The 21,551-nt window shown below is 53.3% G+C and carries 23 protein-coding genes; 8 read left to right on the forward strand and 15 right to left on the reverse strand.

Annotated elements, in window-relative coordinates:
- Positions 1–36: 36 nt before the first annotated feature.
- From PFER_RS06435 to PFER_RS06445, 3 genes are read right to left on the reverse strand one after another with little or no spacing between them, the layout of a single operon-like run.
- Positions 37–726: a metallophosphoesterase gene (locus PFER_RS06435; protein WP_048150057.1), complete on the reverse strand. Its 690-nt coding sequence runs from the start codon at positions 724–726 to the stop codon at positions 37–39.
- Positions 727–758: 32 nt separating this feature from the next.
- Positions 759–3,236 carry a tRNA(Met) cytidine acetyltransferase TmcA gene (locus tag PFER_RS06440; protein ID WP_048150061.1) on the reverse strand — a complete coding sequence of 826 codons (2,478 nt, stop codon included), beginning with the start codon at positions 3,234–3,236 and terminating at the stop codon, positions 759–761.
- Between the two features lie 47 nt (positions 3,237–3,283).
- Positions 3,284–4,183, reverse strand: a complete 900-nt coding sequence (locus PFER_RS06445; RefSeq protein ID WP_157255125.1) for a hypothetical protein — start codon at positions 4,181–4,183, stop codon at positions 3,284–3,286.
- Between the two features lie 456 nt (positions 4,184–4,639).
- Between PFER_RS06445 and PFER_RS06450 the strand changes: the two genes are divergently transcribed.
- The 3 genes from PFER_RS06450 to PFER_RS06460 all read left to right on the forward strand — a co-directional run bounded on the left by PFER_RS06450 (position 4,640) and on the right by PFER_RS06460 (position 8,205).
- The gene (locus tag PFER_RS06450) at positions 4,640–5,308 is read left to right on the forward strand and encodes an ABC-2 transporter permease (protein WP_048150071.1); all 669 of its coding nucleotides are present in this window, start codon (positions 4,640–4,642) and stop codon (positions 5,306–5,308) included.
- A 10-nt stretch (positions 5,309–5,318) separates the two neighbouring features.
- Entirely contained in the window at positions 5,319–6,203 is an 885-nt protein-coding gene (locus PFER_RS06455; protein WP_052696190.1) for an ABC transporter ATP-binding protein, read from the forward strand.
- Between the two features lie 103 nt (positions 6,204–6,306).
- A complete protein-coding gene (locus tag PFER_RS06460; protein WP_048150075.1) occupies positions 6,307–8,205 on the forward strand; it encodes a S9 family peptidase in 1,899 nt (632 codons plus the stop codon).
- Between the two features lie 55 nt (positions 8,206–8,260).
- Here PFER_RS06460 and PFER_RS06465 read toward each other — a convergent pair whose 3' ends face one another.
- The 6 genes from PFER_RS06465 to purM all read right to left on the reverse strand — a co-directional run bounded on the left by PFER_RS06465 (position 8,261) and on the right by purM (position 11,807).
- Positions 8,261–8,956 (reverse strand): hypothetical protein, encoded by a 696-nt coding sequence (locus tag PFER_RS06465; RefSeq protein ID WP_157255127.1) that lies wholly within the window; start codon positions 8,954–8,956, stop codon positions 8,261–8,263.
- Between the two features lie 155 nt (positions 8,957–9,111).
- Positions 9,112–9,672: a DUF4855 domain-containing protein gene (locus PFER_RS12165; RefSeq protein ID WP_157255130.1), complete on the reverse strand. Its 561-nt coding sequence runs from the start codon at positions 9,670–9,672 to the stop codon at positions 9,112–9,114.
- Entirely contained in the window at positions 9,669–9,914 is a 246-nt protein-coding gene (locus tag PFER_RS06475; RefSeq protein WP_048150086.1) for a hypothetical protein, read from the reverse strand. The genes PFER_RS12165 and PFER_RS06475 overlap by 4 nt, the downstream gene beginning before the upstream one ends.
- 87 nt (positions 9,915–10,001) lie before the next feature.
- Positions 10,002–10,463, reverse strand: coding sequence for a DUF1931 family protein (locus tag PFER_RS06480; RefSeq protein WP_048150089.1), 462 nt, complete (start codon positions 10,461–10,463; stop codon positions 10,002–10,004).
- 143 nt (positions 10,464–10,606) lie between these two features.
- Positions 10,607–10,771, reverse strand: a complete 165-nt coding sequence (locus PFER_RS12280; protein ID WP_170218353.1) for a hypothetical protein — start codon at positions 10,769–10,771, stop codon at positions 10,607–10,609.
- A gap of 31 nt (positions 10,772–10,802) precedes the next feature.
- The gene (gene purM / locus PFER_RS06485; protein WP_048150092.1) at positions 10,803–11,807 is read right to left on the reverse strand and encodes a phosphoribosylformylglycinamidine cyclo-ligase; all 1,005 of its coding nucleotides are present in this window, start codon (positions 11,805–11,807) and stop codon (positions 10,803–10,805) included.
- Positions 11,808–11,924: 117 nt separating this feature from the next.
- On the opposite strand from purM, the gene purT reads away from it, so the two are divergent.
- Complete coding sequence (gene purT / locus PFER_RS06490) at positions 11,925–13,214, forward strand: phosphoribosylglycinamide formyltransferase 2 (protein ID WP_048150095.1); 1,290 nt, start codon at positions 11,925–11,927, stop codon at positions 13,212–13,214.
- 331 nt (positions 13,215–13,545) lie between these two features.
- Here the strand turns inward: purT and purE are convergent, their stop codons facing one another.
- The 3 genes from purE to PFER_RS06505 all read right to left on the reverse strand — a co-directional run bounded on the left by purE (position 13,546) and on the right by PFER_RS06505 (position 15,433).
- On the reverse strand, positions 13,546–13,977 hold the full coding sequence (purE, locus tag PFER_RS06495; protein WP_048150098.1) for a 5-(carboxyamino)imidazole ribonucleotide mutase: 432 nt from the start codon (positions 13,975–13,977) through the stop codon (positions 13,546–13,548).
- A 66-nt stretch (positions 13,978–14,043) separates the two neighbouring features.
- Complete coding sequence (locus tag PFER_RS06500) at positions 14,044–14,799, reverse strand: hypothetical protein (protein WP_048150100.1); 756 nt, start codon at positions 14,797–14,799, stop codon at positions 14,044–14,046.
- 1 nt (position 14,800) lies between these two features.
- Positions 14,801–15,433 carry a hypothetical protein gene (locus PFER_RS06505; protein WP_048150101.1) on the reverse strand — a complete coding sequence of 211 codons (633 nt, stop codon included), beginning with the start codon at positions 15,431–15,433 and terminating at the stop codon, positions 14,801–14,803.
- Between the two features lie 146 nt (positions 15,434–15,579).
- Here PFER_RS06505 and purD point away from each other — a divergent pair, with 146 nt between their 5' ends.
- Both purD and PFER_RS06515 read left to right on the forward strand, forming a co-directional pair.
- The gene (gene purD / locus PFER_RS06510; protein WP_048150103.1) at positions 15,580–16,896 is read left to right on the forward strand and encodes a phosphoribosylamine--glycine ligase; all 1,317 of its coding nucleotides are present in this window, start codon (positions 15,580–15,582) and stop codon (positions 16,894–16,896) included.
- A gap of 10 nt (positions 16,897–16,906) precedes the next feature.
- Positions 16,907–18,049 (forward strand): formate--phosphoribosylaminoimidazolecarboxamide ligase family protein, encoded by a 1,143-nt coding sequence (locus PFER_RS06515; protein WP_048150107.1) that lies wholly within the window; start codon positions 16,907–16,909, stop codon positions 18,047–18,049.
- A 38-nt stretch (positions 18,050–18,087) separates the two neighbouring features.
- Here the strand turns inward: PFER_RS06515 and PFER_RS06520 are convergent, their stop codons facing one another.
- The 3 genes from PFER_RS06520 to PFER_RS06530 are packed head-to-tail and all read right to left on the reverse strand — an operon-like array spanning position 18,088 to position 19,327.
- Entirely contained in the window at positions 18,088–18,258 is a 171-nt protein-coding gene (locus PFER_RS06520; protein ID WP_048150110.1) for a preprotein translocase subunit Sec61beta, read from the reverse strand.
- 45 nt (positions 18,259–18,303) lie between these two features.
- Positions 18,304–18,984 carry a ribose-5-phosphate isomerase RpiA gene (gene rpiA, locus PFER_RS06525; protein WP_048150112.1) on the reverse strand — a complete coding sequence of 227 codons (681 nt, stop codon included), beginning with the start codon at positions 18,982–18,984 and terminating at the stop codon, positions 18,304–18,306.
- Positions 18,985–18,988: 4 nt separating this feature from the next.
- Complete coding sequence (locus tag PFER_RS06530; RefSeq protein ID WP_245612471.1) at positions 18,989–19,327, reverse strand: hypothetical protein; 339 nt, start codon at positions 19,325–19,327, stop codon at positions 18,989–18,991.
- Positions 19,328–19,465: 138 nt separating this feature from the next.
- Here PFER_RS06530 and PFER_RS06535 point away from each other — a divergent pair, with 138 nt between their 5' ends.
- Positions 19,466–20,698 carry an inorganic phosphate transporter gene (locus PFER_RS06535; protein WP_245612483.1) on the forward strand — a complete coding sequence of 411 codons (1,233 nt, stop codon included), beginning with the start codon at positions 19,466–19,468 and terminating at the stop codon, positions 20,696–20,698.
- Between the two features lie 4 nt (positions 20,699–20,702).
- Positions 20,703–21,374 carry a TIGR00153 family protein gene (locus PFER_RS06540; RefSeq protein WP_048150121.1) on the forward strand — a complete coding sequence of 224 codons (672 nt, stop codon included), beginning with the start codon at positions 20,703–20,705 and terminating at the stop codon, positions 21,372–21,374.
- The last annotated feature ends 177 nt before the right edge of the window (positions 21,375–21,551 follow it).

Here is a 21,551-nt window from a genome sequence, read left to right on the forward strand (position 1 = left end):
TCTTAAGTCGAATTAAAAACTTTTTGGTTTTGGAATTCAAACCGAACTCACGCGCCGTAGTGCATCCAGTAGTGACCCGAGTTCCCCAAAGTCTAGAATTTCCCCCTCCAATGGAACCAACACCCTGAGCTTCGAAGTATCGAACTTTCGGAGGAAGGGAGACACTATCTCCCTCGTCACGTCGTTCCCGTAGGCCCAGGGGCTGAAAGCTGGAAGGACTATAAGCTCCTCCCCCGCCAGAAAGGCCGGAACCTTTATCGTTGCCCCAACCTCATCCCTAAGCCTTATCGCGGGGTGTTCATGCCCTATTATGAAGCGCTCCCCCTCCTCAAGCTTATGCCCGTGCACGAGTTTCCATCCTCCCATTTCAAGGGAGTCAACGACCTCGACGCCGAGCCCCCTTATCCACGAAACGCCAACGTCGTGGTTCCCCCTAACGAGGATTATCTCATCCACAAGCCCGCTAATCCCCTCAAAGAATGCCCTGAGCTCCCTCATCTCCCTCCTGAAGGGCACGAAGGAGTGCTTGAGGTCGCCGTCTATGATGAGCCTCTTCGGCTTCTCCCTCCCAAGGAGGCCCTGGAGGGAAGAGATTAACTCATCCAGGAGTCTGGGGACGTAGTGGCCCTCCCGCACCATGGACTCCTCGAAACCGACGTGGAGGTCGGCTATCACGAGAGTATCCCCGAGCAGGAGGGCCTTCTCGGGGAGGAAGCTAACCTTCATGAGGGGAGAATGGGGAAGGGAGTTAAAAAACGTTACCTGTCCCCCTTCTTACTTTTCTCCCCTGACTTTTTGCCGAGGATGTGGCGGTAGTAGTACCAGAGGCCGCGCGTTATGTCCCTCAGCTCCACCATGGTGAAGGTCGTGGAGCGCTTGATGTAATCGGCGCTCTCCTCCCAAGTGTGGTTCTGGAGGACGCGGTGGATGAGTAGCTTCACCTGCCTCTCGTCGAGATAGGGCCTCATCCAGCCGTCGAGGAAGTACATCTTAACCACCTGCTTCACGGCATCCAGGACGGTGTCGTAGGTGAGAACCTTCCCAGTGAAGAGGTCGAGGCGCTTCTTTTGGACCTCCGTCAGGTAAACCGGATAGTCAACGGCCTCCTCGAAGGGGCTCTCGAAGAGCCAGCGCGCTATCTCGGGCTCGAGGTCGCGGTGGGTGTCGCCCAGCCACTCGAGAAGTCTTATCCTGAACTCGAAGTTCGCCCTCTTGACTATTTCCTTCGCCCTCTCGCTGAGGGGCTTTATCACTATCGCAGTGTACTCCCCGCTCACGGGGTTCCTGCTCGGGCTTAGGTGCACCACGGCGAAGCCGTTCCTCACCCAGAACCTTATCAGCTCCTCGCTCGCCCCGAAGCCGGAGCCAATCCAGTCGAGGCCCTTTTCCCTCGCCTCCTTCTCAAGGAGCTCAAGGGCCTTGCTTCCAAGACCGCGGTCCATCGCATCGGGGTGGGTCGCTATCCTAACGACGCGGTAGCCCTTGAGCCGGGCGAAGTCCTTCGCGTAGTGGTGCTTGACCATCATGTCGGGGATTATGTTGCCCCTTGGCTTGTAGCCCGAGGCCATCTTCTCGACGACCCTCTTGGGTATGCCTCCCTCCTTGGCTATCTGGAGGGCGGTCACTATCTTGCCGTTCTCGAGGCGGAGAACCCTCGCCTCGTGGTGGGGTGCATCCGCCAAAAGGGCCACGTCACTAGGCCGGTTCTTGTAGTGGGCCAGAACGTAGATTCCCACGAAGTTCCTGAGGTCGCCCTCACCGCCTCCCTCGAACCACTCGTCGAGGTCGGGCTCCTCGAAGAACACTGCCTTGCGCTTTATGAGCTCGTAGTCTTCCTCCGTCAGCTCAGCTGGTTCAGCATCGAGGAGGAGAACGTCGAACAGCCACCTCTCTATCGGATCGCCGTCGGCGTAGCGGATCGGCGTTGAGAGGTGAACCTCCCTAAATTCTCTCTTTTCCCTCGCCCTTTTGAGGAACTTGACGGAGAAACCCCTTCCCGCTCCCTCGTAACCGTGAACCGTGGAGGAGTATATCACGCGCTCCTTACCGATGTAGCGGTGGAGAACCGGCACGTGTATTCCGGCAGCCTCGTCGAGCACGTAAACGTCGGCCTTCTTCCTGTGGCCCTCCGTGGGCGGGTAGTACCTCAAACCTATCCCCTTGGCGTAGAGCTCCTTTATGAGGCCCCCTTCCTCAATGACCTTAACCTTATATCCAAGTCTCTCGAGGGCTTTTTTAGCGAACCTGAAGAGGCTCTGAACGTTCTCAAGCTCGGGGGCGGTTATGACAGCCCTGAACTTCTTCTTTCCAAGGGCGCTCGCGAGGCCTATTACACCAATCCCCACGGAAACGCTCTTACCCCTTCCTCGATCCGCGGTCAGGACGACCATTCCCCCGTCTTTTATTCCCTCCATGTTCCTTAGAACTTCCACCTGCCCCCTCGTAAGCGCCATCTCGTAGAGCTCCCTCGGGAAGAGACCTTCCTCCGGAACCCCTATGGCCTCCCTCTCGGGGAGCCTCGCCTGGCCCTTGTACTTGCCCGGCTTTCTGGTTGCCTTCCCCCTGTCCGCGTCCACGATGTATATCCCCCTGTGCTCCTCGAACTTGCGGATCAGCCTCCTGTTGAAGCGCTTCCTGACGTCGTCTATCGTGTAGGGGGGCGTAACGAGGCTCTTGTGGAAGCCCGTCCACATGTCCTTCCACTTCTCGAATGGGTGGGTGAGAACGAAGATCAGGCCGCCCCCGCGGACGGTTTCTATGATCCTCCCGAGGTCGTTTGGGGAGAAGTCGTAGCTGAGGTCGAGCACGAGCAGGTCGAAGGTTCTTCCCAGGATGTCGCGCGTGTACTTGAAGGGAACCGCCGTGACGTTAACCTTCTCCCCGGCGAGCAGGTCGAAGTGCTTCCTGAATTCCTCGTAGCGCTTCCTCCCGAAGGTGTCCTCCCCGAGGGCATCTGTGGCGTAGAGAACCTCCACCGTGTCTTCGCTCTCGTCCCTTAGCTTTCTCTCCGCGAGCTCCGGGAGGAGAGATGCCATCACGCCGGCGGCGGCGCCGCCGAGTATTCCGGCGAGCTTCGCCTTGTTCATACCCTCCCCCTGGAGGACTATCATCCTCCTCTGAAACCTCTCAATCGCCTGCGAAAGCGCGCTTTCGGTGAGCTTTAACAGTGAATCCTTAACCTTCTCGCCCTTTGCGTACTCTCTCACTTCCTTATCAAAGCGGACCTTGACGGTCACAGCCCTCACCTCCGGAATAAAGAGGGAGGGGGTGTTTAAAAAGGTAGCTAAGTGCACGAAACGTTGAGGGTTTTCTGAAGGGCGTCAAACTCATCGCCGGCCAAAGTTGAACGAAGGTTTTGAAGCACCTCGCAGGTAGCTTCATCGTTTCCCACGTACCCACGGGCCATGCGGTGAAACTCATGAAGAAGGGAGTAGGTATCGTTGACGGAGCAGGAAATGCCGGGGGAAGTTTCGCCGTCCTCTAGACCAAAATGCTTGAAAAGTTCAAACTTGTCCCCAAGGGCCCCCTGCAGGACAAGGATGATGAAAAGGGCGACCAGAATGGGCTTCACGGCACTATTGGTGTGGGGGAGCTTAGCCCCAAGGTTCAGTCCAAGGAGAAGGACGCCGTAGACTACGGCGCTTAAGACCACCCCCACCACCCAAAAACAAATTGAGGGGTCTTCCAGAGGAGTTAGGATGGCCATTTTAATGACATGTGCCCATCCCAGCGGGGGTGAAGGGGCAAAGCGAATCTCCGTGATGTTTACCCCCTCGTACTCTCTCGCAAGCTTGAGTTTAAAGTAATTGATTTTCACCCAGTAAAAATCGTCTTTTATCCTTCCCGGATCCCCTCTCTTCAGGGATTCCTTCAAGAGGGCGATACTGTAGTTCATATCCCACTCAGAGCTCCAAAGGATGTATTCATACCCGGGGCTGTAATGGCCAAGCCTTCCCGGAACTACCGCTTCGACATCCCCACCATCCAGACAATATCCGGTTGCGTTTTTTAAGAGGCCATAGGGTGGGAAAAGAGACTCAACCTCGAGAGTATACGGGGCAAGTCGGGTATCGCAGGGAAGGGACTTCAGACTCTCCTCAGCCATATGAAACGCCAGCCACTGCACCACCAGCGCAAGGGCAAGCACCGCAAGGAGCGTTACGGCAATTGACCTTCTTCTCATAGACGATCCTATAGAGTATTATTTATTACTCTTTCGCATTATGACGTGTTGGGAGTAGATATTTGAAAGTTTACCTTTGTTATTTTAAAACTCTTATTAAGACATGTTAGTAACCCTAAGTAATTAACCTAATATTCACAGAGAAATTTTTAAATTTTGGAAAGTATAATACACCCAGGTTACTACAATGTTCATGATTACGTTACGCAACCTGTGCAACAGGGTGTAGCAGAAGATGTGGAGCTGTGTGCTATATAAAAGGAACAATTGCAACATTCGTGAGTTCCAAACTGCAATGGCCAGAAAAGAGCTTCAGAAGGTCATTTCGTCATGGGTAGACCCCTGTGAGGATTGCTCCCTAAAAGGAGCATGTCAGATGTGTCGGGTGATTTCCCGCGTATTAAAGGACTCTTTCCATTCTTGTCCAGTGTGGAATAACGCTCTGGAGGGTGAAAGATGAGCGCATTGAAGACACAAATTTTGGAGGAGCTCCGTTACCTCACAAGGCATCTCGGTCTGAATTTTGTTTTAATACCCTTCATGACTGCGGTTCTGTACTGGATGGCAAGCCTGAATCCAATTCCGGCCGAACAGGTCATCGGCAGCCTTGGTATCTCACTACCCATACTCATCTCTCTATTTTTTAGTACTCCCGTTGCCCAGGAAAAACTGCTTGGGATTCATGAACTGCTCCTCAGTCTTCCACTTAGCCCATCCTGTATTGTCCTCATTAGGGCTGTCGCGAGTTTCGTGCTCGGCCTTGTGGGAATAATCTTTGGGGGAATCATAGGCTGGATACTCACAGTTCATTTAGGCAATCCCATAGGCGTGCATCAAATCGTCCTTGGAGTTATTATGGCTAGCCCCCTGCTGTTCAGCTTTACTTCCCTTGTAATCCTTACAACGTTCCTGCTGCATTCGCGGTATTTTGATATAGCAAAAGGCGGTATCGGGTTTGTTGCCTTTTTTGCCCCCTTGTATCTCCCCAAGTACCTCGGTGTGGGGCTTTCGTTGTCATCTGGACTCATAATCTCTGGCATTCTCTCTGCGACGGCTTTGCTGGTGGTGTATGGAGTGGTCAGGCACTTCGGGGAGCGCCTTGGTGAAAAAATGGTGGTTGTTTGAGGTGAGTCGTATGATAGAGATTGAGAATCTTAAAAAGTCCATAAAGGGAAAGAGGGTTCTCAAGGGGATTAGTTTTGAAGTAAAACCCGGAGAAATCCACGCTTATCTTGGCCACAACGGAGCGGGCAAAACTACGACTTTTCGCACCATTCTGGGCCTTTTACTTCCGGATTCTGGTAGGGTTCGCGTTTTAGGGGCAAATCCTGTCGAGAATCCCAAAGTTAGAGCCCAAATAGGATACCTTCCAGAGTATGACTTACTGTATCCTAACCTCTCCGTGTGGGACAATTTAAAGCGCTATGCAATGCTCAAGGGATTTTACGATGAAAAAGAGCTCAAAGAGTTGCTTGAAATGTTTGAACTTCGTGAATATTCCCGGAAAAAGGCATCTACCCTCTCAAGCGGCACGCAGAGGCGGGTGGGGATAGCCAGGACATTCATCGGGAAGCCCAAAGTGCTCCTGCTTGACGAGCCGACCAGGGGGCTTGATCCTGCTTGGAGATTCAGGTTCAAAAGCCTCTTGAGAGAATATGCAAAAAAAGAGAACGCTTCCGTGCTGTTTTCAACACACATCCTGAGCGACGTTGATGAGATGTGCGACAGACTTACGGTGATTAAGGGCGGACGTGAGGTGTTCAATGGCACTGTTTCGGCGTTCCGGAAGATTGCCCCAGCGAACAGAAGAGTCATTATAAGGGCCAGAGAAGTCGAAAGAGCAGTGAAAGTGTTGAATGAAAAAGGCTATTCTCCAGAGATAGTCAATGAGTACATAGTCGTCCAGACCGCGGAGTCGGCTGAAATCAACGGATTGCTGATAAGTAATGGAATAACAGTGGAGGAAATAAAACGCAGAGAAGTTAGTTTGGAAGAAGTCTACGCCCTTCTGCATAGTTGAGGTCTTTTCATTTACTCAATTTTTTGTTTTGAGTTGTATCTCGATACACATCGAAACGCTAAGCTTTTATACGAAAAGGCCCTACTTTGTTCGGTGATTCTAAATGGCGAAGGGTCTGACCGAGAAAGACCTCGGAAAGTTCAAGCTCGTGGGAAACGTAGCAGTGTTCAGAAGAAAGCTTGTTTTCCAGGTGACAGAGATAAACGTTGAAAAGGACGACTACTTCTCAAGGCTCTACCTCTACGACGGCAGAAGGGTTAAGCCCTTCACCTCCGGAAAGAAGGACACCAACCCACGCTTCTCACCGGATGGTAAGCTCGTAGCGTTTACATCGAAGCGCGATAAGGAGAGCAAAGAGGCAGAACTCTACGTCATCCCCACGGACGGCGGCGAGGCGAGGCTTTTAGCTAAGTTCAAGTACGGAATAAGGAACCTCCGCTTCACAGAGGACGGGAAGGGCATAGCGGTCGTAACTCAGATAGACATAGAGAAGAAGCCCAAGGATGACGTCCACATCATCAAGGAGCTCCCCTTCTGGTTCAACGGCGTCGGATTTGTTTACGGGAAGAGAAGCGTCGTTTATCTCGTTGACGTCGAGAGCGGAAAGAAGAAGCGTATAACACCTAAAAACCTCGATGTTGGCCAGATCCGCTTCCACAAGGGCAAACTCTACTTCACCGCCCAGGAAGACCGCGAGAGGAAGCCAATGGTTAGCGACCTCTACGTTCTCGAAGGGAGGAAAGCCAAGAGGCTCACGCAGGGCAAGTGGAGCATCTCAGACTTCATACCGCTGGAAGACGGAACCTTCATCCTCAAGGCCAACACGCGCGAGCGCGGAATACCAACGAACACCCACATCTACCACTACAACCCTGAGACGGGAGAAATGAAGAAGTTGACGAGAGACCTCGACAGATCAGCCTACAACTCCCTCAACTGCGACGTTAGGGGAGCCCAAAGGGCCGAGCTCGTCTTTAGGGATGGCTGGGTCTACTACATAGCTACCGACGGCCCGAGGGCGAACCTCTTCAGAGTTAACCTCGACGGCAAGATAGAGCGCGTTATCGGCGGAGACAGGAGTGTCGAGAGCTTTGCCATCGGAGACTACATAGCTTTCACCGCCCAGGACGCGGTTACGCCGCTTGAGCTCTACATCCTCCGCGACGGAAAGGAGAAGAAGGTAACCGACTTCAACGGCTGGATTAGGGGGTACACTCTCTCGAAGCCGGAGCACTTCACGGTTAAAGCCAGCGACGGCGTTGAGATTGATGCGTGGGTTATGAAGCCGGTGGACTTTGAGCCGGGCAAGAAGTACCCAGCCGTTTTAGAGATCCACGGCGGACCGAAGACGGCCTACGGCTACTCCTTCATGCACGAGTTCCACGTTCTAACGGCTAAGGGCTTCGCGGTGATATTCTCCAACCCACGCGGAAGCGACGGCTACGGAGAGGAGTTCGCCGACATAAGGGAGCACTACGGGGAGAGGGATTACCAGGACATAATGGAGGTCGTGGACGAAGCGGCAAAGAGGTTCGACTTCATAGACCCCGAGAGGATAGGGGTAACCGGCGGCTCCTACGGCGGCTTCATGACGAACTGGATAGTCGGTCACACCAACCGCTTCAAGGCCGCGGTGACCCAGCGCTCGATATCGAACTGGACGAGCTTCTTTGGAACGACGGACATCGGCTACTTCTTCGCGCCCGACCAAGTTGGTGGCGACCCGTGGAGCAACACCGAGGGCTACTGGGAGAAGAGCCCGCTGAAGTACGCGCCGAACGTCGAGACTCCACTCCTCATAATTCACAGCATGGAGGACTACCGCTGCTGGCTTCCTGAGGCCCTGCAGTTCTTCACCGCTCTCAAGTACCTCGGCAAAACCGTCGAGCTCGCCCTATTCCCAGGTGAGAACCACGACCTCAGCAGGGGCGGGAAGCCGAAGCACAGGGTTAAGAGGCTTGAGCTTATAGCCGGGTGGATGGAGAGGTGGTTGAAGGGGTGATTTTTCTCTTTCTTTACTCTGGTGGGTAAAGTGAAAGCTTAGAGAGCTTAAGCTCTCATGCTGATTTTCTTTTCATCATGAGCCAGATTGTCAGGAAAACAAGAAATACTCCCACCACGACGGTTTCGGGGTTGATGTTTCGTGTCTTCTCCTCTATCTCGAGAGTACTTAGGTTTCCGTCGTAGGTGTAGAGCGTTCCATTTGACAAGATTCGGCATTCCCGGCCGTTGCACCTGATTGCGTCGCAGGAATCTGTTATCTCCTTCGTGCCGTTCTTGGAGTGCTCGATGAGACCGCCGCCGAAACATAGGAGGATTTTGCCGTTAAGGACATCAAAATCTTCGGTGCAGTTGTTGAGTTGTAAGATCCTCCTAAAAGCCCCGTTGGAGTAAACGTAGACTCCGGTGCAGTTAACGAAGTAAAGCCTTCCTTCCACCGCCTTGATCCTTACGCCTTTAATGAAACCGCAGGGAATCGTCTTCTTGATGCTTCCGTTCGAAGAGACCTGGAAAAGAGAGCAGTCCCCCATCCTCGCCGATTCCGAGATTGGGACGTAGTAAGTCCCGTTGAGGTAGGCGAAACCCCGACAGTCGTAACTGTGTATCCTGAAAAGAACGGAACCGTTGAGGGTTTGAACTACCACGCTGTCCGGGATAAACGCCTCCACCAACCACTCGTTTCCGTTCCAAACTAATCCGCAGGGAGTCCCGTTGAGGTAGAGCAGAACCCTTGAGAGATGTCCGTCGGGCACCACCGTCGTCAGGTAATAGCTTCCGTTTTCCTCGCTCAGAAAGGCCCAGGTTGTTCCGTTCCAAGATACACTTATTGCATTTCCTAAGCCCAATGTAAATAATTCAAAAGTAAACAGGAGGAGAATGACACTTCTAAATACATTGATTCTTTTCATTACCTCACCACTTTTAGATAGTTGTTGAGGTCTGTGCTAAAATAGTAAACTACATATGGGAACTTCCCGAACCTTTTCTCAATGTCACTAAGTGACACTAAATAATCTCTTGCTCGCTCCGTACACTTTGTAGCATTACATCCGTACCCACAGTGCTCGCAATACCCTCTAACTGCTGAGTCCCATTCCATCTCGACACCGAACCCATTTTCATGGCAGAACCACATGAACTCGTTTAAATCTTGATAATTCATACCATTTGGTCTGTAGTAATCACCTTTAGTGTCGGTGACCATGTAGTAATGGGGTTGCGGAGCTACATGAGTAAATCCTACTTTTTGTACACATTTTCTTGTTAAATACAATGGATCACGGTCCCCCCATCTTTCTATGGGTATCCACAGTACAGGTTTTTTGTAAGTGTCTCTAATGTAACTCACAATGTTTTTTATTTTAGTAGAATCACTAGACACAGCCCCTGCTCCCTCCAGACTGAAGTAGTACCCTGTTACCCTCCTAGCCACAGTAGAGGATTCGACTTTAATTATCCAATCCTTCATATCCTCGAGAGTCCTGGGTGTTTTAGTAGCATCATAATACGGGATTTCCACCCAATTTCAAATCCCAAACCTGATTCTGCTACGAACTTTTTCATGTCACTCAAGAGCGTAGAAAAATCCGAATATTTTCCTTCGTCGGTAGACAATAGCACAACTCCATCGAAATATTTTATAAACTCTGCAATTTGTTCTTTAGGTGTAATTTTCTTTCCAGCATAATAAAACAATGCCAGTCGAGTCATAGTATCACCATTAATAATTGCTTATCCGATAATATATAAACTTTTCGTTATGGACGACGTTTAAAGAACAATATCAAAAAAGAAAAATCAAAGCGTGTAATCCACTACCTTCTTGGCCTCTTCGATGTGCTCGGGATAGACGTTCTTTATCTCCGGGTGAAGGGCCTTGATGACCCTTCCGACGAGCACGAAGAGGGTTCCCGCTATTATCGGCAGTTCGTTGACGAGCTCCTCCTCGAGCGGAACCTCGACAGGAATCTCGCGCAGGACAAACTTCCTTATAGGTTCTATCTCGACGTTCTCTTCCTCGATAGCGGCCCTGAAGAGGTTCATGGAGCTCTTGAAGCCCTTTGTGAGCGGAAGATGGCGGAGCTTTATAGTCTCGCTCCCCTCAGCTATCGCGTTCTCGTAGGCAACATCGAAGAGGTCAGCGAGCTTCTTCTCCACGATCCCCATCATCTCCTCTGCGCGCGGCTTTATCACCGCCAGGCCGCAGGTCTTCTCCAGAATCTTCTGGAGCTGGGGGTAGGGGATTATCATCTCCGCCATGGTCATCACCCCCACCACCTTCTCTCCAGCCATATTTTAGTAACATTTAGTATTTAAAGTTTTCTAATTCCCTGCATATGTGTGGACCAGAAGCGCCGTAAACGCCAAGCCTTTATTTCCGCCAATACCACCGGGAAAACCACCTATTCAGTCGCCAGGTGCTCGTAGGTTACCCACACGGTGTAACATCCCTTGGCGTCTTCCTCGATGACGATTTTCCTAAGTCGGGCCCCATATCGGCTCACGGCCCCCTCAACGATCGCCGGAAGCTCCTCAAGGAAGGCCTTTCTCTTAACGGTCAGCTCCATAGAACCACCGAAGAAAGAGAGGAAGAGGAGGTTAAAGCTTTACCCCATAGTTCTCGACCCTTATTCCAGGCTCCTCCACAACCTTTCCAAGCTCGAAGCTCTCGAAGTGTCCGTTCAGGAGCTGTAAAGCATCCTCCTTCTCCTCCGCCGGGACAACGGCGACCATTCCGACCCCCATGTTGAAAACGCGGAACATCTCCTCCAGCGGAACGCCGTTCTCGTGGATGAGTCCGAATATTCCCCCAACAGGAGGCATCTCGAGGGAGAAGCCGTAGGGAGTGAGTCTCTTCAGGTTGAGAAGGCCGCCTCCGGTTATGTGGGCCAAACCGTGCACCTCGACGTTCTCCATCAGCTCAAGTACGGCCTTGACGTAAATCCTCGTCGGTTCGAGGAGCCACTCCCAGAGCTTCCTCCCCTCGTACTCGTAGTCAAGGCCGTACTTCGGGATCAGGAGCTTCCTCGCGAGGGTCAGGCCGTTGGAGTGTATCCCTGAGCTCGAAATTCCTATCACAGCATCTCCCGGCCTTATAATCTCTCCGGTAATTACCTTCCCCTTCTCGACAACGCCGATGGCCGTTCCCGCCAAATCAAAGCCGTTTATGAGGTCGGGCATGACCGCGGTCTCGCCGCCCACTATGGCTATCCCTGCCTGCCTTGCCCCCTCATAGAGGCCCTTCGCTATCTGGGAGAAGACCTCCTCATCCGGCTCTTTGACAGCGAGGTAATCAACGAGCGCAACGGGCTCGGCGCCAACGCAGAGCAGGTCATTTACATTCATCGCGATCATGTCGATTCCTATAGTGTCGAACTTTCCGGCCGCTTCAGCCACTAGAACCTTCGTCCCTACCCCGTCCGTCGTCATGGCAAGGTAAAAGCTCCCGAAGTCCATTAAGGCCGCGTAGTGTCCAAGGTTCTCGGCAGGTTCTCCGAGTTTGCCCCTTCTAAACTCGAAAGTCTCCTTGGCAAGCGAGATTATGCCCTTCAGGGCCCTCGAAGTTTTCTCATCATCGACTCCAGCCTGGGCGTAGGTCAGCATGAGCACCACCGGTGGGAGTTGGGAGAGATGCTTAAAAAGTTTATCATTTTTGTGGCTAAAAAGACTTAAATATTTTAAATTTTTAACATTTTAACGTCAAAATCTGAGGTGGTGTTCATGATAGAGCCCCGTGATGAACTCGGAACCGCCACTACCGATTCGGCCCAGAGGATACTTCTCCTCGGGAGCGGAGAGCTCGGAAGGGAGATAGCCATCGAGGCCCAGCGTTTGGGAGTTGAGGTAGTCGCGGTTGACCGCTACGCCAACGCGCCCGCCATGCAGGTTGCCCACCGCTCCTACGTTGGCGACATGAGGAAGGCGGACTTTCTGTTTTCGGTCGTCGAGAGGGAGAAGCCAGACGCGATAATCCCGGAGATAGAGGCGATTAACCTTGACGCCCTATTCGAGCTTGAGAAGGACGGCTACTTCGTTGTCCCAAACGCCAAGGCAACGTGGATAGCGATGCACCGCGAGAGGACGAGGGAAACCTTGGCCAAGGAGGCGAAGGTTCCGACTTCCCAGTATGCCTACGCAACGACGCTTGACGAGCTCTACGAGGCCTGCGAGAGGATAGGTTACCCCTGCCACACGAAGGCCATAATGAGCTCCTCTGGAAAGGGCTCCTACTTCGTCAAAGGGCCTGAAGACGTTCCAAAGGCCTGGGAGGAGGCAAAGAAGAAGGCCCGCGGGAGCGCCGAGAAGCTCATCGTTGAGGAGCACATAGACTTCGACGTCGAGATAACCGAGCTTGCGGTGAGGCACTACGACGAGAACGGCGAGATAGTTACCACCTTCCCGAAGCCAGTAGGCCACTACCAGATAAAGGGCGACTACCACTCGAGCTGGCAGCCGGCGGAGATAAGCGAAAGGGCCGAGAGGGAAGTTTACAGGATAGCGAAGCGCATAACGGACGTCCTCGGTGGACTAGGCCTCTTCGGCGTTGAGATGTTCGTGAAGGGGGATAAGGTGTGGGCAAACGAGGTCTCGCCGAGACCCCACGATACAGGCATGGTGACCCTGGCCTCTCATCCAACCGGGTTCTCGGAGTTTGGGCTCCACCTTAGGGCGGTTCTTGGGCTTCCGATACCGGGGGAGTGGGTGAATGGGTACAGGCTCTTCCCGCTCTTAACTCCTGCGGCAACGCACGTCATCAAGGCAAACGTTTCCGGCTATTCACCACGCTTCAGGGGACTTGTAAAGGCTTTAGGAACGCCCAACGCCACCGTGAGGCTCTTCGGCAAGCCCGAGGCCTATCCAGGAAGGAGGCTCGGCGTTGCGATAGCGTGGGACAAAGATGTGAAAGAGGCCAAGAGGAAGGCCGAGATGGTGGCACACTCGATACAGCTCAGGACGAGGTCGTCCGAGTGGCACTCCCAGGACTACGAGAGGAGGAAGCACCTGCTTTGAGCTCGGTTTTTGTTTAGTTCTTCTTGTTTTAAATTTCCTAAAACGAATAGGGATAGCTTCAATAAAGCCCTTTGAACAGGGATGGCGTGGCATTTTTGTTCACTGTGCGGATGGACATATATGTGATTTTATCCAATGCATTGGACAATATCCGAAAAGTTTAAATAGTCCTGTGGGGAGCAGAATACGCCGGCAAGTTACGTGGAAGCAATTAAATCAGCCCGCTCAAGTAAGATGGATGTAACAATAGGGTCAAGTTTGAAATAAGATGATGGGTAAAATGAAGCAGGGGCTTTCCCCTTTCTCAGTTCTTCTTTTTAAAAGTTAAAAATCAATTCCTCATTTTTTCACGGTACTCTTCGAGCTTCTTCCTCAGCCCCTCGTCCCCGAGGGCGAGGATTTCAACGGCAAGTAAAGCGGCGTTCTTCCCGTTGTCTATGCCCACAGCCGCAACCGGAACTCCAGGCGGGAGCTGGGCAATGCTGAGGAGGGCATCCAGACCATCGAGCTTGGCCGAGACGGGGACGCCTATGACGGGTTTGACCGTGTGGGCCGCTATGACCCCCGGAAGGGCCGCGCTTAAGCCGGCTATGGCTATGAAAACGTCGTAATCCTTCTTCGCCAGTTCCTCGACCTTCTTTGGGTTCCTGTGGGCCGAAGCCACCTCGACATCGTAGAGGACGCCGAACTCGTCAAGGGTTGAAGTAACCTTTTCCGCTATGCCTGAATCGCTCCTGCTTCCCATAACCACCAGAACCTTCATGGTACCACCGTGTAAAAGAGAATGTCAAAATTTAAAAATATTTTGGAAAAAATTAACATTTTAATGTTAATCAACTTCCCTCAGGCCGATGCCCTCACGGGTTAGCGAGTACTCGAACACCAGGGGCTGCCAGAGGTCCGGGGCCTTGAGGAGGCAGAGATAGCGCCTTACCCTGCCATCGGTTACCTCGCTCCTAGTCCGTATAACGTAGTCCATGCGGCGGTAGATGGATGCAAAAACCCTATCCGCCCTCCCAGTGTACACCCAAACGTTGGTGCCCGTTGGGTACTCCCTGTAGGCCCTGTGTCTCCTCCGCACTTCGGCCGAAACTTCGAAATAGCTCAGGGCGGTGTCCTCCCCAAATATGTTGACGTACTCGTTAACGTTCATGGCAACTCCCCAGAGCTCCCTTCCCTCGAACATACCCGTCCTAGCCCATTCTTCCTTGTGGATCCTCACGACGTCCGCGTATTTCCGGGAGAGAAGCTCCGGAGAGAGGGAACCCGATAGGTATTGTATCCCGTTCCTCTCCAGCTTTGGGCCGTGAAAGCTCCCGAAGGTGTCCACTATAGCAAGGTTCCCCGAGTCCAGATACTTCTCAACCTCTATTCCCCTTCTCCTGAGCAGACGGAGCAGTGTGGGCATGGGGTAGCTCAGATTGAACAGCCCTACGAGGTTGTCATCCTCGAGCTTTTGCCGAAGGAACCTGAACACAATTTCCCTCCCCAGGGAGCGCGGGTCCTCCTCATGGAGCAGTATGTAGGAACCCTTCTTCACCCCACCCAGCATCTCGTCAAGTTCCTTAATTCCAATTGACAGCACCTCACACACCCCCCTTCGTCACGAGAACCTTCCTGCTCCCTCTCTCAAAGAAGACCTCCACCACAACGTCCGCATACAGATGCAAAACCTCCTCGATGTCGGGGCACTCCTCACTGTTGTAGACAACGACGATTCGGGCATTTCTGGTGGTCTCCATCTTCTCGTGAACCTCCGACCACACCAGTCGGTAGGTCTTGAGGGGGTTTGAGAAGAGCTTGCATGCCCCCGAACTCATGTAGGCAAACAGCCAGACCTCCTCGCCCGGATCAACCCTCTTGAGCATATCCTCGCCCACTTCGTCAAAGCGCTCGACGAAGACGCCGTCGTCAATGTAGCCACCGATCTGGGTTATGCCATCCACTTCACGCTCTATCCTCTTGAAGCTGCCGAAAACGTCGAGTATGAATAGGGTTTTACCGAGAACATCATCGAGGCAAACTCCGAACTTCTCAATGTTGGTCTTGAACGTCAGGAAGGGTTCATACAGCGTGAGAAAAACCTTTTTGCCCTCCTTGAGCACCTGCGCCATCAATTTCAGGCCGAGGATATCCCCATTCGCTTCACAGCCCCTCGAGATTATCACACCAACGCCTGAAGGTGGGAGATTCCGAAGCTGTTCCAGCCCCATGACCATCACCTACTTTATTGTAATTATGTCTGCATCCCTAATAAACCCTGCTATGTAGGTTCTTCCTCAGAACGGCCGTTTAAATTTTTGAAAAGTTTATGTTAAAACAAAGCTTAAAAACATTTAATTTTAACAAATAAATGGTGAAACTCATGAGGATCCTGCTCGTCGGTGGTGGTGGAAGGGAGCACGCGATTGGAGAGGCCCTCGTAAAGAGCGGTTCAGAGGTCTACGTCGTCAGCAAACACAAAAACCCCGGTCTCACGGGACTCGCCAGGGACTACGGCTTGGCGAAGGAAACGGACGTTGGGAGAGTTCTCGAATTAGCGCTCAAGTGGGGCGTGGATATGGCCTTCATCGGGCCGGAGGCCCCTTTGGAGAAGGGGATAGTGAACGTCCTCGAGGAGAACGGGATTCCGACTGTTGGCCCTTCAAAAGAAGCGGCAAGGCTCGAGACCGACAAGGCCTTCGCTAGGGCATTCATGGAGCGCCATAAAATCCCGGGGAGAAAGGTATTCCGCGTTTTCAACGATCCATCCGAGATGCGCTCGTGGATAGATGACTTTGGAAAGCCGGTAGTGGTCAAACCCCTCGGCTTAACCGGCGGCAAGGGCGTTAAAGTTGTAGGCTACCAGCTGAGGGACAACGAGGAAGCCAAGGCCTACGCCGAGGAGCTGATCAGGAGGGACGAAAAAGTCCTCATCGAGGAGAGAACCGACGGCGTGGAGTTCACATTCCAAGTCTTCAGCGACGGGGAGAGGGTCATCCCGATGCCCCTTGCCCAGGATTATCCCCACGCCTACGAGGACGATAGAGGCCCGATAACCGGCGGTATGGGTTCCTACTCCTGCTCAAACGGACTGCTCCCCTTCGTCACGAGGGAAGACTACGAGAGGGCCCTCGAGACGCTCAAGGCCACCGTCGAGGCCATGAGAAAGGAGGGAACGCCCTACAAGGGCATCCTATACGGCCAGTTCATGCTCTCGAAGGAGGGGCCAGTTATAATCGAGTACAACGCCCGCTTCGGCGATCCAGAGGCCATGAACGTTCTCCCGCTTTTGAAGACGCCGCTCACTGAGATCGCTGAGGGGATAGCTGACGGGAACCTCAAAAGAGCGGAGTTTGAGAACAAGGCGACCGTCGTCAAGTACCTCGCGCCCAGAGGTTACCCGACGAATCCCCTCAGGGGCGTGAAGGTCGAGGTTGACGAGGGAGCGGTTAGGGACGCCGGTGCGAGGCTCTACTACGCCTCCATGGACGAGAACTTCACAATGCTCGGTTCGAGGGCGCTGGCCGTCGTAGGCATCGCCGGGACCCTTGAAGAGGCTGAGAGGATTGCCTCCGCGGGGATAAATGGCGTGAGGGGAGAGGTCTTCTACAGGGCTGACGTTGGAACGAAGGAGAGCGTCGAGAAGAGGATCCGCATCATGCGGGATTTTGGAAAGGAGTTTGAGCCAGGTTTGTGCTGAGGTGGTTGTTATGATAAGCAGGGACGAGGTTTTGGGAATCCTTGAGAGGTACGACCCGGAAAGGATAACCATTGGAGTAATCGGGAGCCACTCCGCTCTGGACATAGCGGACGGTGCCAAGGAAGAGGGCCTGCCGGTTCTGGTCGTTGCCCAGAGGGGGAGGCACAGGACTTACACCGAGTATTTCAAAGCCAGGAAGACGAAGGACGGCCTCACGAAGGGCTTCATTGACGAGGTTCTGGTCTTAGAGAAGTTTGCCCACATCGTAGACGTCCAGGAAGAGTTGATTAAGAGGAACGTGATCTTCGTTCCGAACAGGTCGTTCGTCGTATACACGGGCATTGAGGGGGTGGAGAACAAGTTTAAGGTCCCCCTCTTCGGGAGCCGCAATTTACTCCGGAGCGAAGAGAGGAGCGAGGAAAAGAGCTACTACTGGCTCCTGGACAAGGCCGGCCTCCCCTATCCCGAGGAGGTCAAACCCGAGGAGATTGATGACGTCGGTTTGGTTATAGTCAAGCTCCCGCACGCGAAGAAGAGGCTTGAGAGGGGCTTCTTCACCGCTGCCTCCTACAAGGAGTTCAGGGAGAAGGCGGAGAAGCTGATCAAGCTCGGCGTCATCACTGAGGAAGACCTCGCGAAGGCCAGGATAGAGCGCTACATAATCGGCCCTGTCTTCAACTTTGACTTCTTCTACTCGCCGCTCGATGAGGATATCGAGCTCCTAGGGATAGACTGGCGCTTTGAGACGAGCCTTGACGGTCACGTGAGGCTTCCAGCGAGCCAGCAGCTCACCCTTCCCGAGCACCAGTTCGAGCCGGAGTACACCGTTACGGGGCACGCTTCATCAACGCTCCGCGAGTCGCTTTTGGAAAAGGTCTTCGACATGGCAGAGCGCTATGTCGAGGCGGCCAAAAAGTACTATTCGCCCGGCGTGATAGGGCCGTTCACCCTCCAGACGGCCGTTGACAAGGACCTCAACTTCTACATCTACGACGTTGCCCCGAGAACGGGAGGGGGAACCAACATCCACATGGCGATGGGCCACCCCTACGGAAACTCCCTCTGGAGGATGCCCATGAGCACCGGGAGGAGGGTGGCGCTTGAGATAAAGAGGGCAATTGAGCTGGATGAGCTTGAGAAGGTCGTAACTTAACCTTCCCTTTAAATTTAATTAAGTGTAAGAAAGGCAAATCAGCCGAAGATCTGGGTTCCAAAGGCGTGGAGCAGAATCTCCAGCGCTATGAATATGAGCACGATGGCTATCGCGCCCCTCGGGCTGACCTTTATTCCCGGGGTGTCCTCGTCGAAGAACCTCATGAGTCCCGCTCCGGTCGGGGGAAGTGACGTCTTTTCCTTCGCCATGTTCTCACCTCTTGTTCCAAAGATAATGAACCAACTATAAAAGCTTTACCTCTCCATCCTCTTTACGCCCTCTGGAGTGCCCACGAGGACTACGTCGGCTATGTCCGCGAAGATTCCGTTCTCAACGACTCCGGGGATGTTGTTGAGCTCCATCTCCAGGTCCAGCGGGTCTTCGATGTGCTCAAAGCGGGCATCGAGTATGAAGTTCCCGTTATCGGTTACCACCGGCCCGTCCTTGTGGACTCCCATCCTGAGCTCTGCTGTCGCGTTGAAGACCTCTATCTCCTCCGCGATGGCGCGCCATGCCGCGGGAATGACCTCTATAGGAACAGGCATCTTCTGGCCAAGTCTCTCCACGAGCTTGCTCTCGTCAACGAGGACTATGAACTGGCCGGCGCGGTAGTCTATTATCTTCTCCATGGTCAGCGCTGCCCCGCGACCCTTTATGAGGTTCATCGCGGGGTCAACCTCGTCCGCTCCGTCAACGGCTATGTCTATCGCATCCACCTCGTCGAGACCAACAACGGGGATGCCGCTCTCGAGGGCAAGGAGTCTCGCCTGGTACGAGGTGGGGAGACCGTAGACCTCAAGCTCCTCCTCCATAACGAGCTTTCCAAGGAGCCTTATGAAGTGGGCGGTTGTAGAGCCCGTGCCGAGGCCAACGACCATGTCGTCCTCCACGAACTTGAGGGCCTCTCTCGCGACGAGTTTTTTCATCTCCTCCATTCTTTCACCCCATGGCGTGAGTCAGGTTGTAGTAGAGGGACTTCTCCGGGGAGTAGAACACCGGCTCGAAGTGCACAAGGAGGTTGTAGGTCAGCACCCAGAAGTAGAACCAGAAGAGGAGGAACCCCCATACGCTCTTTCTCAGGATTATCGCCTCCTCCTGCATGTCGTCGGGAAGCTCCGTAACCCTCGTTATTATCTTCGGTGAGAGTATGAAAACCGTGAGCCCAATGAGAGCCCCAAGGGGGGCGTTGTCTCCGGTGAGTCCGCTGAGAACCCCCGCAAGGGCACCCATACCGTACATCATGAGCATTATCTTGTTATTCAGATTCACCAGCACCACCTGGAGTTGGTTAACTTAAAGCCCTTAAAACACTTTCCATTTATAAGGGTTCTCTATATAGTCTATTTGTTACTATTGCCCCAATATATTCTACTGCGGAAAGGTATTTATATTGTACACATGTCCACCCGAGTGGGGATGGAAATGATAGAGGTATTTGGCGACCCTTGGTTCCTGATTACCGTGGTTGTGGGACTGTTCATGGCGTGGGCAATAGGTGCAAACGACGCCGCCAACTCGATGAGCACCGCGGTTGGCGCAGGGGCAATAACGCCGAAGCAGGCCGTGGTCATAGCCGGAGTGCTTGAGTTCACCGGAGCTTATTTCTTCGGAAAGAGCGTTACAGAAACGGTGAGAAAGGGAATACTCGACCCAACGATGATAACCGACCCAAACGTGCTCGTTTACGGCTCCATCGCGGCACTCCTTGCGGCGACGCTATGGCTCATTATAGCGACGAAGTTCGGCCTTCCCGTCTCGACGACCCACTCCATCATAGGCGGCATAGCGGGGTACGGTATGGTCTACGCCGGAGCCGCCATAGTCAACTGGGGCAAGATGACTCAAGTAGTTCTCAGCTGGATTCTCTCACCCATAGTTGGGGCGATAGTGGCATTTGTGGTGTTTAAAGCCCTCGCCAGGAGCACGCTCCAGGCTAAAGACCCCGTGAAGGCAGCCCGCAGGTTCTCACCCGTGTGGATAGGTCTGGCCTTCGTAATCATAGGGGCCATGTTCTACATCAAGGTGCTCCACGGGAAGGACTTGAGGGTGGCCATAACGAACTACGGCATTCCCCTCGGCGTAATCGTGTTCATCATAATGTACCTCATCCTGAAGGTTCGCTTCCCGAGCAACGACCCGTACATAGGCGTTGAGAGCGTGTTCAAAAAGGTTCAGGTCATCACCTCCGGCTACGTGGCTTTAGCGCACGGTGCAAACGATGTTGCCAACGCGATAGGGCCTGTTGCTGCCGTCTATGCCGTGGCCACCATGGGCATGGCCGGAATGAAGGTGCCCGTGCCGAGGTGGATACTCGCCATGGGTGGCCTTGGAATAGCGATAGGCGTTGCCACCTACGGGTACAGGGTTATGGAGACCGTCGGTAAGAGGATAACGGAGCTCACCAACACTAGGGGCTTCTCAATAGATTTTTCAGCGGCCACCGTGGTTCTTATAGCCAGCTGGCTCGGGCTTCCAATCTCAACAACTCACACCGTCGTGGGAGCGGTCATTGGAGTGGGCCTCGCCAGGGGAGTAAAGGCCATAAACAAGGACATCGTTAGGGATATAGTTATCTCGTGGTTCGTTACCGTGCCCGTGGCCGCGGTGATTTCCGGGCTGATATTCAAGGCGCTTATGATGATGGGGTGATAGCATGCAGGTGTGGACAAAGCTCTTTGCGAAGAGCCCCTTCAAGCCCCTCATAAAGCACGCTGAAGTTGTGCTCCAGACTGTGGAGGAGCTGGAGAAGGCAGTTCAGCTGTGGGACGAGGGCAACTTCGAGGAGATGAGGAAGAAGGCGATAGAGGTTGACCGCCTCGAGGACATAGCCGACAGGATAAAGGAGGAGATAAGGAACAGCCTGAGTTCAAAGCTCTTCATGCCGGTCAACAGGGGCGACATAATAGTGTACCTCCACATGCAGGACAAGGTGGCCGATGCCGCCGAGGACACCGCCAAGTGGCTCCTCGTCAAGGAACCCGGGGAGCTCCCGCCCGAGCTCAAGGGCCAGATACTGAAGATGGCCAAGGAGAGCATTAAAGCGGCCAAACTCGTTTACGACGCCATAGTGCAGCTCGACAGGGTTCTCGAGAGCGGCTTCAGTGAGGCGGAGATAGAGAAGGAGTACGAAATAATCAAGGAGATAGAGAGCGTCGAGAGCAAGATAGATGGAATAGACACCGACATCATGAGGGCAGTGCTGTCAATGGAGGACATCCACTGGAGCACGGGCTTCTACCTGCTCAACGTGGCCAGAACGCTGAGCAACATCTCGGACAAGGCGAAGGATGCAGCGGAGAGAATAAGGCTCATGATGAACAAGTGAGGGCGGAGCTCAGCGATCACCTTTCCTTCTTCACCATTCAGTTCGCCCATCAATCATCATAGCTCCCTTAAGGGTACGCCGGGGCACTCTTAAGGTTTTTTATATACTCCCAATGCCTCCCAGCCCGGGAGGTTGTGTAGGTAGCTATGTAGGCGAACGCTTAAATATTTTGGAGTA

This window comes from Palaeococcus ferrophilus DSM 13482 (assembly GCF_000966265.1).
GTDB lineage: Archaea > Methanobacteriota_B > Thermococci > Thermococcales > Thermococcaceae > Palaeococcus > Palaeococcus ferrophilus.